This is a genomic window from Anabaena sp. PCC 7108 (genome assembly GCF_000332135.1).
GTDB lineage: Bacteria > Cyanobacteriota > Cyanobacteriia > Cyanobacteriales > Nostocaceae > Anabaena.
In genome coordinates, this window is the sequence record NZ_KB235896.1 from 1,378,641 (window position 1) to 1,393,392 (window position 14,752).

The 14,752-nt window shown below is 38.0% G+C and carries 16 protein-coding genes; 10 read left to right on the forward strand and 6 right to left on the reverse strand.

Going from position 1 to position 14,752, the window contains the following annotated elements:
- Positions 1 to 440: 440 nt before the first annotated feature.
- The gene (locus ANA7108_RS0106945) at positions 441 to 737 is read left to right on the forward strand and encodes a hypothetical protein (protein WP_016950048.1); all 297 of its coding nucleotides are present in this window, start codon (positions 441 to 443) and stop codon (positions 735 to 737) included.
- Positions 738 to 864: 127 nt separating this feature from the next.
- On the opposite strand, the gene menB is transcribed toward ANA7108_RS0106945, so the two are convergent.
- The gene (gene menB / locus ANA7108_RS0106950) at positions 865 to 1,698 is read right to left on the reverse strand and encodes a 1,4-dihydroxy-2-naphthoyl-CoA synthase (RefSeq protein ID WP_016950049.1); all 834 of its coding nucleotides are present in this window, start codon (positions 1,696 to 1,698) and stop codon (positions 865 to 867) included.
- A 140-nt stretch (positions 1,699 to 1,838) separates the two neighbouring features.
- On the opposite strand from menB, the gene ANA7108_RS0106955 reads away from it, so the two are divergent.
- Entirely contained in the window at positions 1,839 to 2,660 is an 822-nt protein-coding gene (locus ANA7108_RS0106955; protein ID WP_016950050.1) for an Rpn family recombination-promoting nuclease/putative transposase, read from the forward strand.
- Positions 2,661 to 2,819: 159 nt separating this feature from the next.
- Here the strand turns inward: ANA7108_RS0106955 and menD are convergent, their stop codons facing one another.
- Positions 2,820 to 4,541, reverse strand: coding sequence for a 2-succinyl-5-enolpyruvyl-6-hydroxy-3-cyclohexene-1-carboxylic-acid synthase (gene menD, locus ANA7108_RS0106960; protein ID WP_016950051.1), 1,722 nt, complete (start codon positions 4,539 to 4,541; stop codon positions 2,820 to 2,822).
- 55 nt (positions 4,542 to 4,596) lie between these two features.
- Here menD and folB point away from each other — a divergent pair, with 55 nt between their 5' ends.
- The 3 genes from folB (at position 4,597) to rbsK (ending at position 6,633) form a co-directional block, all read left to right on the forward strand.
- Positions 4,597 to 4,962, forward strand: a complete 366-nt coding sequence (gene folB, locus ANA7108_RS0106965; protein ID WP_016950052.1) for a dihydroneopterin aldolase — start codon at positions 4,597 to 4,599, stop codon at positions 4,960 to 4,962.
- Positions 4,963 to 4,972: 10 nt separating this feature from the next.
- Positions 4,973 to 5,530 (forward strand): sugar O-acetyltransferase, encoded by a 558-nt coding sequence (locus ANA7108_RS0106970; RefSeq protein ID WP_016950053.1) that lies wholly within the window; start codon positions 4,973 to 4,975, stop codon positions 5,528 to 5,530.
- Positions 5,531 to 5,706: 176 nt separating this feature from the next.
- Entirely contained in the window at positions 5,707 to 6,633 is a 927-nt protein-coding gene (gene rbsK / locus ANA7108_RS0106975) for a ribokinase (protein ID WP_016950054.1), read from the forward strand.
- Positions 6,634 to 6,760: 127 nt separating this feature from the next.
- On the opposite strand, the gene ANA7108_RS0106980 is transcribed toward rbsK, so the two are convergent.
- Complete coding sequence (locus ANA7108_RS0106980; protein WP_016950055.1) at positions 6,761 to 7,192, reverse strand: nucleoside deaminase; 432 nt, start codon at positions 7,190 to 7,192, stop codon at positions 6,761 to 6,763.
- Between the two features lie 18 nt (positions 7,193 to 7,210).
- Between ANA7108_RS0106980 and ANA7108_RS0106985 the strand changes: the two genes are divergently transcribed.
- Positions 7,211 to 8,134, forward strand: a complete 924-nt coding sequence (locus ANA7108_RS0106985; RefSeq protein WP_016950056.1) for a nucleoside hydrolase — start codon at positions 7,211 to 7,213, stop codon at positions 8,132 to 8,134.
- A gap of 185 nt (positions 8,135 to 8,319) precedes the next feature.
- On the opposite strand, the gene ANA7108_RS0106990 is transcribed toward ANA7108_RS0106985, so the two are convergent.
- Entirely contained in the window at positions 8,320 to 9,429 is a 1,110-nt protein-coding gene (locus ANA7108_RS0106990) for an S-(hydroxymethyl)glutathione dehydrogenase/class III alcohol dehydrogenase (RefSeq protein ID WP_016950057.1), read from the reverse strand.
- A 348-nt stretch (positions 9,430 to 9,777) separates the two neighbouring features.
- Between ANA7108_RS0106990 and ANA7108_RS0106995 the strand changes: the two genes are divergently transcribed.
- Together ANA7108_RS0106995 and rimM are read left to right on the forward strand one after the other, a co-directional pair.
- Positions 9,778 to 11,061, forward strand: coding sequence for a valine--pyruvate transaminase (locus tag ANA7108_RS0106995; RefSeq protein ID WP_016950058.1), 1,284 nt, complete (start codon positions 9,778 to 9,780; stop codon positions 11,059 to 11,061).
- 5 nt (positions 11,062 to 11,066) lie between these two features.
- Positions 11,067 to 11,759 carry a ribosome maturation factor RimM gene (gene rimM / locus ANA7108_RS0107000; protein ID WP_016950059.1) on the forward strand — a complete coding sequence of 231 codons (693 nt, stop codon included), beginning with the start codon at positions 11,067 to 11,069 and terminating at the stop codon, positions 11,757 to 11,759.
- 274 nt (positions 11,760 to 12,033) lie between these two features.
- On the opposite strand, the gene ANA7108_RS0107005 is transcribed toward rimM, so the two are convergent.
- The gene (locus ANA7108_RS0107005) at positions 12,034 to 12,831 is read right to left on the reverse strand and encodes a Uma2 family endonuclease (RefSeq protein WP_016950060.1); all 798 of its coding nucleotides are present in this window, start codon (positions 12,829 to 12,831) and stop codon (positions 12,034 to 12,036) included.
- Positions 12,832 to 12,941: 110 nt separating this feature from the next.
- Entirely contained in the window at positions 12,942 to 13,682 is a 741-nt protein-coding gene (locus ANA7108_RS0107010) for a dienelactone hydrolase family protein (protein WP_016950061.1), read from the reverse strand.
- A gap of 289 nt (positions 13,683 to 13,971) precedes the next feature.
- On the opposite strand from ANA7108_RS0107010, the gene ANA7108_RS0107015 reads away from it, so the two are divergent.
- Both ANA7108_RS0107015 and ANA7108_RS0107020 read left to right on the forward strand, forming a co-directional pair.
- On the forward strand, positions 13,972 to 14,298 hold the full coding sequence (locus ANA7108_RS0107015) for a hypothetical protein (RefSeq protein WP_016950062.1): 327 nt from the start codon (positions 13,972 to 13,974) through the stop codon (positions 14,296 to 14,298).
- Positions 14,295 to 14,750 carry a hypothetical protein gene (locus ANA7108_RS0107020; RefSeq protein ID WP_016950063.1) on the forward strand — a complete coding sequence of 152 codons (456 nt, stop codon included), beginning with the start codon at positions 14,295 to 14,297 and terminating at the stop codon, positions 14,748 to 14,750. The genes ANA7108_RS0107015 and ANA7108_RS0107020 overlap by 4 nt, the downstream gene beginning before the upstream one ends.
- Positions 14,751 to 14,752: the final 2 nt, after the last annotated feature.

Below are 14,752 nucleotides of genomic sequence, written 5' to 3' on the forward strand. Positions count from 1 at the left end.
GGGCGTGAATAATTCATTTTTATTCACATAGTTATGTTTATTTTTGCCTACTTACTTAGTATTTACTTGGTATTTGGGTATCTACTTAGTATTTGGCAACAGCTATCCCTATTCAAGAACACGGCATAATTGGAATAATTAAGGCTACATAAAGTAATTTCAGTCTGCCTAAAGGGTGAGTTTAAAATATTGATTAAATGTAAAAGTAGATGTTTAGTCTTGATCCCCAATTATTTTTTGTTTAAAGTTTGTATGTAGACACTCCTACAATCATTTACAAATATAACGAGATTCTAAAGACATCCTAAAGTTTATTTACATACAAAAATAGCTGGAACCCAGATAAAATAATCACTTGTCGGCTTTGATCCCCGTTTTGGAATAGAAGGAAAATATTAAGTGTGAAGGTTAGCCCTAAATGACACTAAAGATGAACCCAAATGAAACCTATTAAACGTTTAACATCTGCCTGTCGATATTGCCGTCATTACCAGCCAGAAGGTCGTCGCGGTGGAATGTGTCAACAGTTAGGCGCACTAGTACAAGCCAGTTGGAAAGCTTGTCCTTTAGCTATACCCGCTTTTGCGCCTTCCTGGGAAACTTTAGAAGATGCTTGGAGTTTACCAGTAGCACAACCACTTGCATCTGCTTCTCACACCCTAAATTCAGAAAATTCAGATATAAACAATCTTGAACTTCCTCCTGTGGAAGTAACAGCTAAGGTAATAGTCATTTAACCATCGTTCTTTACTGTAATAAATTTTTTTTTCAGGTAACATAATATTTGATTTTAAAATTCCGCTGCTATCACAGTTTATATCAACAAATCTCGCACCTTGTTATAAGGTGCGAGTTTAGAAATTTCTAAGGTAGCCAAGGAAAGTCCCGAAAATTCGGCGGACGTTTTTCTAAAAATGCTTGTTTTCCTTCTGCGCCTTCTTCTGTCATGTAATAGAGGAGGGTAGCGTTACCGGCAAGTTCTTGTAAACCAGCTTGTCCGTCACAGTCGGCGTTAAATGCTGATTTGAGACAACGAATAGCAATGGGGCTTTTTTCTAAAATTTCTTGCGCCCATTGTATACCTTCGGTTTCTAGTTGTTCTACAGGAACGACGGTATTAACTAAACCCATTTCTAAAGCTTGTTCAGCATTATATTGACGGCACAAAAACCATATTTCTCGTGCTTTTTTTTGTCCGACGATTCGGGCTAAATAACTTGCACCAAAACCACCATCAAAACTGCCAACTTTGGGGCCTGTTTGTCCAAAAATGGCGTTATCAGCAGCAATAGTTAAGTCACAGATTAAATGTAAAACATGACCGCCACCAATAGCATAGCCAGCAACTAAGGCAATAACTACTTTAGGCATAGAACGAATCAGACGTTGTAAATCCAAAACGTTTAAGCGGGGAATTCCTGCGTCATCTACATAACCTGCTTGTCCGCGTACACTTTGATCACCACCTGAACAGAAAGCGTATTTACCGTCTGTGTGGGGTCCAGCACCCGTAAATAGGACTACACCAATACTTGTATCTTCACGGGCATCCCAAAAGGCTTCGTATAGTTCAAATACAGTTTTAGGACGGAAAGCATTACGTTTATGAGGACGGTTGATGGTGATTTTAGCGATACCGTCGCTTTTTTGATAAATGATGTCTTCGTAGATTTTGACGGTTTTCCAGTCGATTTGCATGATTATACAGTGGGTTTCTGGTGCTTGAAAATTTTATCGCGGACTTGGGGTGATGCGATTCCTGCGGAGCGCTGAACGCTATCGCTATGGGATCTCCAGCCTTTACAATCTGGTAATTATCTCGCAGTGGTGTAATAAAAATGCGACGTGACACTATATTTTATAAGCTATTCAAGCAATTTCCGGGTTTATTGTTTGAATTGATAGACGAACCACCACCAGAAGCAAAGGACTACCAATTTGAATCCGTGGAGGTGAAAGAAACAGCTTTTCGGATTGATGGTGTGTTTCTACCACCTGATAATGCAGTTTCTAAAATAGTATTTTTTGCTGAGGTGCAGTTTCAGAAGGATGAAGACTTATATCACCGCTTTTTTTCTGAGTTGTTTTTGTTTCTCTATCGTCACTCTATTCGTTATGAAGACTGGTTTGGAGTGGTAATTTTTGGTTCTCGCAGTATGGAACCCTCCAACTCAATGATTCACAGGGGTTTGTTAGAAAATGGTCAAGTCCGACGGGTATATCTGGATGAGTTGGGAGATTTGCGACAACAACCTTTGGGTTTAGGTTTGATGTTGCTGACTACGATTCCTGAAGAAGAAGCTGTGGAATCAGCGCGGTTTTTGCTTGAACTTGCACAGCAACAATCGGAACAAGCGATAATAGATTTAGTAACGACGATTATCGTCTACAAGTTTTCTAACCTGAGTCGAGAGGAGATTGCAGCAATGTTAGGACTGAATCTGGAAGAACCACGGGCTATTCGGGACGCGAAGGAAGAAGGAATAGTAAAAGGAGAGCGATCTCTTGTCCTGCGGCAATTAAACCGACGATTAGGTACTATTCCTGATGCGCTTCTGTCTCAGATTCAGACTTTGTCGGTGGAACAGGTGGAAGCATTAGGTGAGGCTTTGCTAGATTTTTCTACTCTTGCAGATTTGGAAGGGTGGTTACAAGGTTAATCAGTAGACATCTCCAGAAAAAATGTAGAGCCGAGAATCCCTATCCATGGAACGTCTCTACAAATGACTCATTGTTCATTTGTAGAAAAATTTGATGCGATCTATCTAATATACTAGAAAATGTGATTTTTCAGCATTCAGTAAAATCCAACGTAATAATTAAATCCCAGTATCAAAACTAAACTTCCCTAAATTCTCCTTCCTCCACATAGCATCCCTTTTCCGATTTGTCTTAATTTCTAAAACCCTAATTCCTGTCTTTGGTAAAACCTTCAACCTTTCCTGCAAATCTTCCCAAGAATTAATTAACTCATGCTGCACATTATAAGTAGCGCATAACTGAGCAAAATCAATATTTTGGGGAGTGGCAAAAAATTCTTCAAAAGGTGGATCAAATTTGGCAACTGGTAACATCTCAAATATCCCGCCACCATTGTTATTAATTAAGATAATTATCAGATTCCCAATAAATTTATTTCTAATTAAAAAACCATTTGTATCATGTAACAAAGCTAAATCTCCTGTTAACATGACACTACTTTTTTGATGATGTGCTATTCCTAAAGCGGTGGAAAGTGTGCCATCAATTCCATTTGCACCTCGATTAAAATAAGGTTTAATTCTTAAATTATTTGGTTTCCAGAAAAATTCTACATCCCGCACTGGCATACTATTAGCAATAAATAATGGTGTTTCGGGTGGGAGAAATTGGGAAATTAACCAAGCCGCTTTACTTTCAATTAATTCCTCCATATTTTCCAAATTATCATCAATATTTTTTCTAACTTTTGCTTCTACATCACACCATTTTTGCAAATATTCTAAGTTCTTATTTCCTAGTTTCCAATTTTCCGTCTTTAAATACTCTATAGATGTCCTTAAATGTGTGGTTTTTCCATGCAAAGGATCTAAATTTTGATCGCAACTATCAATTATCCACCGTTGAGGTTTAGTCGCAATTAACCAATTACGCAATTCTTTACTTGTCGGCATTTCTCCAATTTGAATTACCATTTCTGGTGTTAATTCTTGAGCAAGTTGCGGATTACGTAAAATGATATCGTAGGTAGAAATTAAATAGGGATTTAAATCTGCGTAATTTCTAACTGGGGAAAGTCCTTCAGCTAAAACTGGCCATTGGAGAGATTGAGAAAGTTGTGCGATCGCTCTACAATATTCTTCAGGTGCTTTTGGTTGAGCTACACCAGCAATAATAATACCTTTTTGGTCATGGGTAATCGGTAATTGGTAATGGGTAATTGGTAATGGAGTCGAGACTATTCCTGAAAAGAAATCTTCAACATCTAAGGTAAAATTTATACCATCTGGAAGTGGTGCAAGCGGATCACGAAATGGTATATTTAAATGCACTGCTCCCCCGTCGGGAAATTGACAACGTTCCCAAGCATAAATTACCGTTTGTCTGAGATAACTTAACATTTCCATGTCAGCAACAGGTGTCGCTAACTCGGTTTGCCAATTGGGATAATTACCGTATAATTTTACTTGGTCGATAGTTTGTCCAGAATGACAATCTCGTAATTCTGCTGGTCTATCGGTGGTTAAAATTAATAAAGGTACACGACTTTCTCTAGCTTCAATTACCGCAGGGTAAAAATTTGCTCCTGCTGTTCCCGAAGTACAAACTAATACTACAGGTTTTCCCGTTGCTTTGGCTTGTCCTAATGCAAAAAAAGCCGCAGAACGTTCATCTAAAATCGGAATAGCTTCAATTTCCGGCGTTTGCTGGACAAATGCTAAAGTTAAGGGTGTAGAACGAGAACCAGGACAAATAACAGCACAATTTAAACCCAAGCGTTTGAGGGTTTCCGTTAACACATAAGACCAAAGTTGATTAAGATTATAAAAACTAAGTTGCATTTATTAAGTAATTGCTAATTAAGTAAATTTATCACCAGTCACCTATCATTAATTTATGGACTCTATTCATTTAACAGGAATTCGCTGCTACGGCTATACTGGGTTTTTACCAGAAGAACAGGTATTAGGACAATGGTTTGAGGTAGATGTCAAATTATGGTTGGATCTTTCTCGACCCGCTAAAACAGATAATATTGAAGATACAATAGATTATCGTCGCACAATTAGTTTAATTCAAAATTTAGTCAAAACCTCAAAATTTGCATTGGTAGAGAGATTAGCAGGTGCGATCGCAGATGGTATTTTAGAAGATAGCGGTGGTATTAATCAAGTACAAGTTATTCTCAGTAAACCTGCTGCACCCATACCTGACTTTAGTGGCAAAATTAGCATTGAGTTAACACGAAGCAAGTCTAATTAACTACCTTGTCATGGAAAAAACAGAAAAACAAAAAATGCTGGCAGGGGAGTTATATTTATCAGAAGACGCGGAATTAATTGCTGAAAGTCAGCGTGCTAGTCGTCTACTGCAAATCTACAACTCAACAATCGCAGAACAGCGACAGCAGCGACAGCAAATTTTACAACAATTGTTTGGGGAAATAGGAGAAAAAATCCACATTATTCCACCTTTCCACTGCGACTATGGTGGTAATATTTACGCTGGTAATAACTTATTTATAAATTATGGTTGTGTAATTTTAGATTGCAATACCGTTCATATTGGCGAAAATGTGTTAATGGCTCCTTACGTGCAGATTTACACAGCTTATCATCCCACAGACCCAGAAACTCGGCTAACAGGTAGAGAACTAGCCGCACCAATTAAAATTGGTAATAATGTCTGGATAGGTGGTGGTGTAATTATTTGTCCAGGTGTCACCATTGGTGATAATACTACCATTGGGGCAGGTAGTGTAGTCATTAAAGATATACCTGCAAATGTCGTCGCTGCGGGTAATCCTTGCCGCATTATTCGCCATTTATAGCAGTTAATGCTTCTAATTCTTCCTCCTGACTCCTCGATTCTATTCGATAAAAATCCCCCAGCGACCAACTGAGGGAAATTTCACAGAACGCGTACTGACAGCAATCTATCATTAATACTAGAGTACCATATTTTAGTAACTATGTACTAAGAATTTTTGCCAATTAAACCACTATTATGACCATTATCGTATTCGGCAGTATCAATATAGACTTAGTAGTCACAACACCGCGCTTACCAGTTCCCGGAGAAACACTAACGGGGAGAGATTTTTTGACAACACCGGGAGGTAAAGGTGCAAATCAAGCCGTAGCACTGGCAAAATTGGGAATTCCTACCCATATAGTAGGGCGTGTAGGTGGGGATACTTTCGGTGTAGAATTAATTGAAAATTTGCAATCATCAGGCGTAAAAACTGCAAATATCTTCATAGATAATAACATTAATTCGGGAGTTGCTATCATCACAGTTGAGGATAGTGGAGAAAATCAAATTATTATTATTCCCGGTGCAAATGGGCGTGTAAATGATGAAGATGTAAACAGATTATCCCATTTATTACCAGAAGCTACCGCAATACTTTTACAATTAGAAATTCCCATTAATACAGTAGTTGCTGCTGCCAAAGCGGCGAGAAATGCTAATATTAGCGTCATTCTCGATCCCGCACCGGCACAAACTCATTTTCCAGATGAACTTTACCCCTTAATTGATATTATCACACCCAATGAACTAGAAGCAGAAAGGTTGGTGGGTTTTCCTGTAAATGGAGAAGAAACAGCCGCAAAAGCCGCAGGTATTTTATTGCAACGAGGAGTAAAATGTGCAGTGATAAAATTGGGTGCAAAAGGCGTTTATTGTGCCAATGCTGAAGAAGCTTTCTTTACACCTGCTTTCCCAGTTCATGCAGTTGATACCGTTGCCGCAGGTGACGCTTTTAATGGTGGTTTAGCAGCAGCACTTTTTCAAAAATTGCCTTTACGAACAGCAGTAGTTTGGGGTGCAGCAGCAGGTGCTTTAGCAACAACAAACAGAGGCGCACAAGCATCACTTCCTGATAGGAAAACTTTTGACGCTTTTTTGCAAGACAAAGGCATTTTATGAAATATGTAGGACTTACGTAAACTTATGGAAAAACGTTCGCGGAGCGTGCCGTCAGGCATACCACAGAGGCACAGAGTTCACAGAGAAAAGAGGCTTTGAGAGATATTTTTCGTAAGTCCTGATATGTTTATTTACCAATATCCTCATTCCATAATTCTGGTTTTTCTTGAATAAATTCACTCATCATTTGTTCGCATTCATGCAAATTCAAATCTATTACTTCCACACCATGAGAAACCATAAATTCTTTTGCACCTGGAAAAGTTGTTGATTCGCCAGCAATTACTTTTTTAATGCCAAACTGTACTACAGCACCAGCACACAAATAGCATGGCATTAATGTTGAATATAATGTTGTCCCTCTGTAGCTGCCAATTCTGCCAGCATTGCGAAGACAATCAATTTCGGCATGGGTGACAGGATCACCATCTTGCACACGTTTGTTGTGTCCTCTGCCGAGAATTTTACCATCTTTGACTAGAATAGAACCAATGGGAATTCCTCCTTCTTGTCTACCTTGTTTTGCTTCTGTAATAGCAGCTTGCATAAATTCGTCCATTTGTAAATTCTCCTCAATATGAAAAAACAACTTGTGTTAATGGATCATGATGGCGGTGTAGATGATTATTTAGCAACTATGCTGTTATTGACAATGGAAGATATCGAACTTCTTGGTATTGTCGTTACTCCAGCAGATTGCTATATTCAATCGGCTGTTAGTGCAACTCGCAAAATTATAGATTTAATGAAATTCTCTCACATTTCGGTTGCAGAAAGTACAGTGCGCGGAATTAATCCTTTCCCTCGTCTTTATCGTCGTGATTCTATGATTGTTGATCATTTACCAATTCTCAATCAACAGGAAAATATCATCACGACTTTGGTTGCAGAAACAGGACAAGATTTTATGGTGCGGGTATTGCAAGAAGCGCCGGAACCTGTAACATTGATGATAACAGGACCTTTAACGACAATAGCAACTGCATTAGATCAAGCACCGGAAATTGAAACCAAAATTGAAAAGATTATTTGGATGGGTGGTGCATTAAATGTTCCTGGTAATGTAGAAAAAAGTATCGAATTAGGACAAGATGGTTCTGCGGAATGGAACGTTTATTGGGATGCAATTTCAGCCGCGCGGGTATGGAAAACCCAAATTGAAATTATTATGTGTCCTTTGGATTTAACTAACAATGTACCTGTCACATCAGAGTTAGTGCAGAAAATGGGGAAACAACGACATTATCCTATTTCTGATTTAGCTGGACAATGTTATGCTTTAGTTATTCCCCAAGATTATTACTTTTGGGATGTTCTAGCAACTGCTTATCTCGGACATCCAGAATTTTATCAATTGCAAGAATGGGAAACAGAAATTGTCACTAGTGGTGTGAGTCAAGGACGAACAAAAGTAGTCTCAGGTGGCAGAAAAATTTATGCTATGGATCAAGTAGATAAAAAAGCTTTTTACGATTATATTTTACAGCAGTGGGCGAGGTGAGTCAATCTCACCCGAACTTTATTGACAAAGTAGTTTTAAAAATTAGGAGAGTGATAGATTATTGCATCAAATCATCACTTGCAGATTCACCAGGATAAAAGTTTAAGTCAAAACCAGATTAACTTGAATTAATTATAACTCCCTTCTTCCTCTTTGCGCCTCTGCGCCTCTGCGTGAGAAAAAAATTAAAACGTCACCACACTACGAATAGACTCCCCCCTGTGCATCAAATCAAAAGCATCATTAATCCTTTCTATCGGCATCACATGAGTAATTAAATCATCAATATTAATCTTTCCATCCATATACCAATCTACTATTTTTGGTACATCAGTCCGCCCTCTTGCACCACCAAAAGCCGAACCTTTCCAAACCCTACCAGTCACCAATTGAAACGGACGAGTGCTGATTTCTTTTCCCGCACCAGCAACACCAATAATGACACTGACACCCCAACCTTTATGACAACATTCTAATGCTTGACGCATAACATTAACATTACCAATACATTCAAAAGAATAGTCAGCACCACCTTTTGTTAAATCTACCAAATAAGGAACTAAATCACCTGCAACTTCCTTGGGATTAACAAAATGTGTCATCCCAAACTTTTCAGCTAATTCGCGTTTATTGGGATTAATATCGACACCAATAATCATATTTGCGCCTACCATTCGCGCCCCTTGGATGACATTTAAACCAATACCACCCAAACCAAAAACTACCACATTTGCGCCTGGTTCTACTTTAGCTGTATAAATAACCGCACCAATACCTGTAGTTACACCACAACCGATATAACAAACTTTATCAAAAGGCGCATCTTCACGAATTTTAGCAACGGCGATTTCTGGCAAAACTGTATAATTAGCGAAAGTGGATGTACCCATATAATGGTGAATCATGTCACCACCGATACTAAAACGGCTAGTACCATCTGGCATTAAACCTCGTCCTTGTGTGCCGCGAATTGCTTGACAGAGATTCGTTTTGAAGCTTAAGCAATAATCACACTGACGACATTCAGGCGTGTATAAAGGAATTACATGATCTCCTGGTTTTACACTCTTGACATCAGCCCCCACTTCTACAAGTATACCAGCCCCTTCATGTCCTAAAATTGCCGGAAATAAACCTTCAGGATCATCACCAGAAAGGGTAAAAGCATCAGTATGACAAACCCCACTGGCTTTAATCTCAATTAATACTTCTCCAGCTTGTGGTGCTGCTAATTGTACGGTTTCAATCGTTAGGGGTTTACCTGCGCTGTAAGCTACTGCTGCTTTGACTTCCAAGATATAGTTCTCCGTATTTGTGAGGATTTACGTAATTTTATCTCACGCAGAGCCGCAGAGAGGAGATGAGTTTGGAAAGGTTTTGGAGAATATTTTCAATAATTGCTTGTCAAGTGATTCTCTATATAGTACATTAGTACCTATTACAAGAGAAATCCCCCACCTTCACAAGTGGGGCTTTATTATTTTTCAGAGTTCTGTAACTGCCAGATTTTGTTAAAATCGCATTCACTGGTTTAGATTGGTTAAAGGTATTGGCTGTTTTGGCAACTATAATAAACTTGGTATTAGCTGCTATCACCCAATCAACTATCCACTTTTGCGATTATTTAAGTCTGTAAAAAGCCTATGAAACCTGCCCTTACTAAAATTGGCGCTCAAATGTCTAACTTAACTGGCGTGAGAGCGATTATGAAAGATATTAACGAAACCCTCAGAGCAAGTAAGGGACAGGAATTATATAATTTGAGTGCTGGCAATCCGTTGATTTTACCAGAGGTAGAACAGTTATGGCGGGATTGCACCGCAGATTTATTAGCTAGTTCTGAATATGGTGAAGTTGTTTGTCGTTATGGTTCTAGTCAAGGTTATTCACCATTAATTGACGCAATTGTCAAGGATTTTAACCAGCGTTATGGGTTAAGTTTAACTGAGCGTAACATTTTAATCACTGCGGGTAGTCAAACTATCTATTTTTACGCAGCTAATGCTTTTGGTGGATATACTGAAAACGGCGGTTTAAAAGAAATAGTGTTGCCATTAAGTCCAGATTATACTGGTTATGGTGGTGTTTGTTTATTCCCAGAAGCCTTAGTTGCTTACAAGCCTACTTTAGATATTGATACAGCTGCACACAGATTTAAATATCGTCCTGATTTTAATCAACTTTCGATTACGGAAAATACTGGTTGTGTGATTTTCTCCCGTCCTTGTAATCCTACGGGTAATGTTTTAACTAATGATGAGGTGAACAAAATTACTGATTTAGCTGCACCTTATGATGTACCCGTGCTAATTGATTCAGCTTATGCACCTCCTTTCCCGGCGTTGAATTTTACAGAAATGACTCCGGTGTTTGGGGAAAATATTCTCCACTGTATGAGTTTATCAAAGGCGGGTTTGCCAGGAGAAAGAATTGGGGTAGCGATTGGTGATGAGAAGCTAATTCAAGTTTTAGAATGTTTCCAAACCAATGTGGGGATTCATTCTTCTCGATATGGTCAAGCGATCGCTGCTCGTGCGATAGAATCAGGTACATTAGCGAATATTGCTGAAAATGTAATTCGTCCTTTCTACCAGAAAAAGTTCGATGTGTTAGAAAGCACTTTGGAAGCAGCGATGCCTAAAAATTTACCTTGGTTTTTACATCGTGGTGAAGGAGCTATTTTTGGTTGGTTATGGTTGCAAGATTTACCTATGACTGATTGGGAATTTTACCAGGAATTAAAGAAGGTTGGTGTGATTGTTGTTCCTGGTAGTAGTTTCTTTCCTGGTTTAAAAGAAGAGTGGGAACACAAGCATCAATGTCTGCGAATTAGTTTAACTGGTAGTGATGAGGATATTACTATCGGTATGCAGCGTTTAGCTAAGGTTGCTGAACGAGTTTATCAAGTTGCGCCTGTGAGTGTGTAAGAGAAATGAACCGCGAAGACGCAAAGAACGCGAAGAAGAATGTAGGGGCGGGGTCTCCCCGCCCTCCTAAACCTAATCCTAAACCTCTTAACCCAGTCCCTAGTTCCCAGTCCCCAGTTCCCAATCTTGATGATTGGTTGGAAATTGGTAAAATTGTTTCACCTCAAGGTTTAGTTGGGGAGTTGCGGGTTTATCCTAATACTGACTTTCCAGAACGCTTTGAGGAACCGGGAACACGCTGGTTATTACGTCCAGGGGAAACAGAACTACAACAGGTAGAGTTATTAGATGGGCGGTATATTGAGAATAAGAATCTTTATGTGATTAAATTGAAGGGAGTAAGCGATCGCCATCAAGCTGAAAATATGCGTGATTGTCGATTTTTTGTCCCAATTAGCGATCGCCCACAATTAGACGAAGGTGAATATCATGTTTTAGACTTGATAGGATTGCAAGTCTTCATGCAGGAATCTGGTCAATTTGTGGGAACAGTGGTGGATTTATTACCTTCAGGTCATGATTTATTAGAAGTACAATTAGATCCAGCTTTTGCAACTAATAAAGAAGAACCAGCAACGGAAAAAGAACGAAAAAACGTTTTAATTCCTTTTGTTATGGAAATTGTTCCTGTTGTAGATTTAGAAACCCGTCGAGTTGAAATTACTCCTCCCCCCGGTTTGTTGTCAATTAATGATTAGATAATTGTAGGTTGGGTTGACACAAGGAAACCCAACATTTTTAGTTTTTCTGGTTGGTATTTTTGCAGAATATTTTTTTACAAACCACTCCAGACACAGAGAACACAGAGATTATTAGATAATTTGTTATGGAAGGTTTAGTATTCCTAAATAAAACAAAAATAGTCGGTTTTAACCGACTTTAGCTATTAGACTCTTAATTTATTCCCTGGCTTTTATGATTGCCTTTTATTCCCTGGCTTTTATGACTAAACTCCAACCTCTATAAATCCTTCTAAATTTCATCAGGATTAATACCTAACTCACGCAACCTTTGGGCTAATATTTCCGCTTTTCTTTTCGCTGCACTTGCTTCTTGTTCAGCAAAAATAGCCCTTTCTGTCGCAGCAGCAACTTCCTCTGTTGGTTCAGGAATTAATTCTCCTTCGAGAGTAAACCACCTTAGCCACAATTTAAAAACCCCTCGAAATGTACCTTCCCACAATCCTAAACTTAACCCTAATTCTGGCATTTCTAAACGATTTTCAATCAAATTCATCGGTTCATAATGACCACCAACTAAATGAAATGCGCGGAGTTCATTGGTATAGCGACTGAAAACAATATAATAAGGAATGCGTAAAATACGTTCATAAACTTCCCATTTTGTCGGAGGTTTATCTTTTTGACTTTCCTTATTACCTAAATCTTCATCTTCTGTACCCGGAGATAATAATTCAACTACTACAAAAGGATCTATTTTTTCTTGCCAAGTCACATAACTTAAACGTAAATCTTCACCTCTATATAACCTGGAAACTCCAACCACACCAAACCAATCTGGACGTTTATACCATAAAGGATGTTCAAGATCATAGTAAAGATTCAAATCAGCAGCACTATAAACAAGTTCTGGACTCCAGTTTAGAGGTTGAAAGGTTAGGTATAAAAGTAAAGGTTGTAAAAAATGAAATTCGTCTGGCAAACCTTTTTCCTCTGGATTTTCGCTAGGTAAATCATACATTGTCGGTAGGCTTTCCCAAGGGGGAAGGGGTGGTTCTGATTGAGAAATTAGAGGAGGGGAAAAGGTCATAAATAAATTAAAATAAATTTTGCTTTCTTAACTCATAGTTTAACAAATATTATGAACCATGAACAACAAGATCCTCGCTTTATTTAAAAAATGAGGATCTATGTTTATAATTACTTTCTAAATTTATGTTCTAAGAAAGCGATAATTTCCCCCCAAGCTGAAGTAGCAGCAACAGCATCATAACGATAACCATCATCTCTCATAAAAGTATGTTCCGCTTCATAACAGAAAAATTGATGAGGTGTTTTTGCTGTTTCCAAAGAATTAATTATAGTATGTCGGTCATTTTCAGAAATATGCGGATCTTGAGTTCCGAAAATTAACAACATTTCTCCTTTAATTTCCTCAAATCTGTGAATAGTATCCGCTACACCTTTACCTAATTTCCCGCTAGGAATACCTGTAGGATAACAAGAAACACAAGCTTTTATTTCATTTTCAAAAGCAGCGCGAAAAGCTAAATGTCCACCAATACAAAAACCCAAAGTACCGATTTTATCAGCAATAATTGAATTGTCATTTTTGAGAAAATCAATTACCGCGCGAGTATCAGCATCATATTCAGATATTAACGTGCGTCGTGCATCATCATTACCACGCATTCTCCCAAGATCATTAGGTTCAATTACAGAACCCACAGGTTCAATGCGGTGAAAAATTTCCGGTGCTGCGACAACATAACCAAATCCCGCTAAATAATTAACTAAGCGAATTATGGCATCACCTAATTGATAAATATCACTGTAAAAAACAATTCCTGGATATTTACCCTCTGGTTTAGGAGATGCGACATAAACCCGCATTAAACTATCATCTACTCTTAAGTCAATATTGCGTTTAACGATTTGCATTTTTCGTTTTTTGGTAATGTGTTAATTTGTAATTCTTCAGATTTAATAATAATCAGTAAGTTTTCCCAGAATACCTGTTTTTGTAAAGAATCTAGGGATCTCTGAGTTATGATATACAGAGACAGGGTTATAAAAGCAACATCTTATGATTGGTACTATCCTCCGTCAACGTTACAAGATTATCAAAGAACTAGTAATGATTTATTAAAGCAATTGGGGAGTTAAAATTAGGTCAAAATGTGGAATATTAATAATATAAAACACATAATTTTCAGGAGTCTCTAAATTAGTGTCTGAAAAAATCCATTCCAGATATGCGGATGGAACACCAGTTTATCAAAGTCAAAGACCTCCCAGATTTGGTGAACCTATAGCCGATCCTTTAGCACAAGCAGCCCATTCCAGATTAAGATGGGATCAATACCATCAAAGAATTTATCAAGCTAGAGAATTTGATACTAATGGTCAGCCAGTGCGAGATATTGACTTTACCAGTCCTACATATCCTAATGGTACACCCCGCCCTGATCATTTACCACCGCCTCATCAACATCTTTGGCTTGCTAATATAACAGGTGGTATTCCCAACCGTAGTAAACAACCACAACCTCTATGAATAACCTCCAGAGATCGGCTTTTACCCTAGTTATTCAACCAGAAGAAAAAATAGAAAATCGTGTTTATATCATCGTTGATTATCTAGCTAAAACATATCCTGAATCACAATGGCTGATTACTGAAATAGATGCTACAGGATTATTAGGAAATAGTTTAACATCTATTTTGAATAATCAAGAAAACATCTCTATTTCTGCTTCAGATTTTTTACAACTTTTGCTAGAAGAAGGACAAGTCATAGATTTAGAAGCGACTTTAGTTAAAAATACTCAAGGAATTATTACTGTATTTATCAGGGATGGTTATTCTGTAGATATTTTAGGTTTTACAGAATTATTACCTGTTAATGTTTTGAATGATTATATTGAAGTTGACACTAATTTATTTGACACTCAAGAAACAGAAACATCTCAACCTAAAATTAATGTTGTTTATCAAAAAATTGCTTAACG

What these genes read in the sequence shown, in the direction of transcription:
- ANA7108_RS0106945 (WP_016950048.1), top strand. Translation starts at nt 441, where the DNA reads ATGAAACCTATTAAACGTTTAACATCTGCCTGTCGATATTGCCGTCAT.
- menB (WP_016950049.1), bottom strand. Translation starts at nt 1,698, where the DNA reads ATGCAAATCGACTGGAAAACCGTCAAAATCTACGAAGACATCATTTAT.
- ANA7108_RS0106955 (WP_016950050.1), top strand. Translation starts at nt 1,839, where the DNA reads ATGCGACGTGACACTATATTTTATAAGCTATTCAAGCAATTTCCGGGT.
- menD (WP_016950051.1), bottom strand. Translation starts at nt 4,541, where the DNA reads ATGCAACTTAGTTTTTATAATCTTAATCAACTTTGGTCTTATGTGTTA.
- folB (WP_016950052.1), top strand. Translation starts at nt 4,597, where the DNA reads ATGGACTCTATTCATTTAACAGGAATTCGCTGCTACGGCTATACTGGG.
- ANA7108_RS0106970 (WP_016950053.1), top strand. Translation starts at nt 4,973, where the DNA reads ATGGAAAAAACAGAAAAACAAAAAATGCTGGCAGGGGAGTTATATTTA.
- rbsK (WP_016950054.1), top strand. Translation starts at nt 5,707, where the DNA reads ATGACCATTATCGTATTCGGCAGTATCAATATAGACTTAGTAGTCACA.
- ANA7108_RS0106980 (WP_016950055.1), bottom strand. Translation starts at nt 7,192, where the DNA reads ATGGACGAATTTATGCAAGCTGCTATTACAGAAGCAAAACAAGGTAGA.
- ANA7108_RS0106985 (WP_016950056.1), top strand. Translation starts at nt 7,211, where the DNA reads ATGAAAAAACAACTTGTGTTAATGGATCATGATGGCGGTGTAGATGAT.
- ANA7108_RS0106995 (WP_016950058.1), top strand. Translation starts at nt 9,778, where the DNA reads ATGAAACCTGCCCTTACTAAAATTGGCGCTCAAATGTCTAACTTAACT.
- rimM (WP_016950059.1), top strand. Translation starts at nt 11,067, where the DNA reads ATGAACCGCGAAGACGCAAAGAACGCGAAGAAGAATGTAGGGGCGGGG.
- ANA7108_RS0107005 (WP_016950060.1), bottom strand. Translation starts at nt 12,831, where the DNA reads ATGACCTTTTCCCCTCCTCTAATTTCTCAATCAGAACCACCCCTTCCC.
- ANA7108_RS0107010 (WP_016950061.1), bottom strand. Translation starts at nt 13,682, where the DNA reads ATGCAAATCGTTAAACGCAATATTGACTTAAGAGTAGATGATAGTTTA.
- ANA7108_RS0107020 (WP_016950063.1), top strand. Translation starts at nt 14,295, where the DNA reads ATGAATAACCTCCAGAGATCGGCTTTTACCCTAGTTATTCAACCAGAA.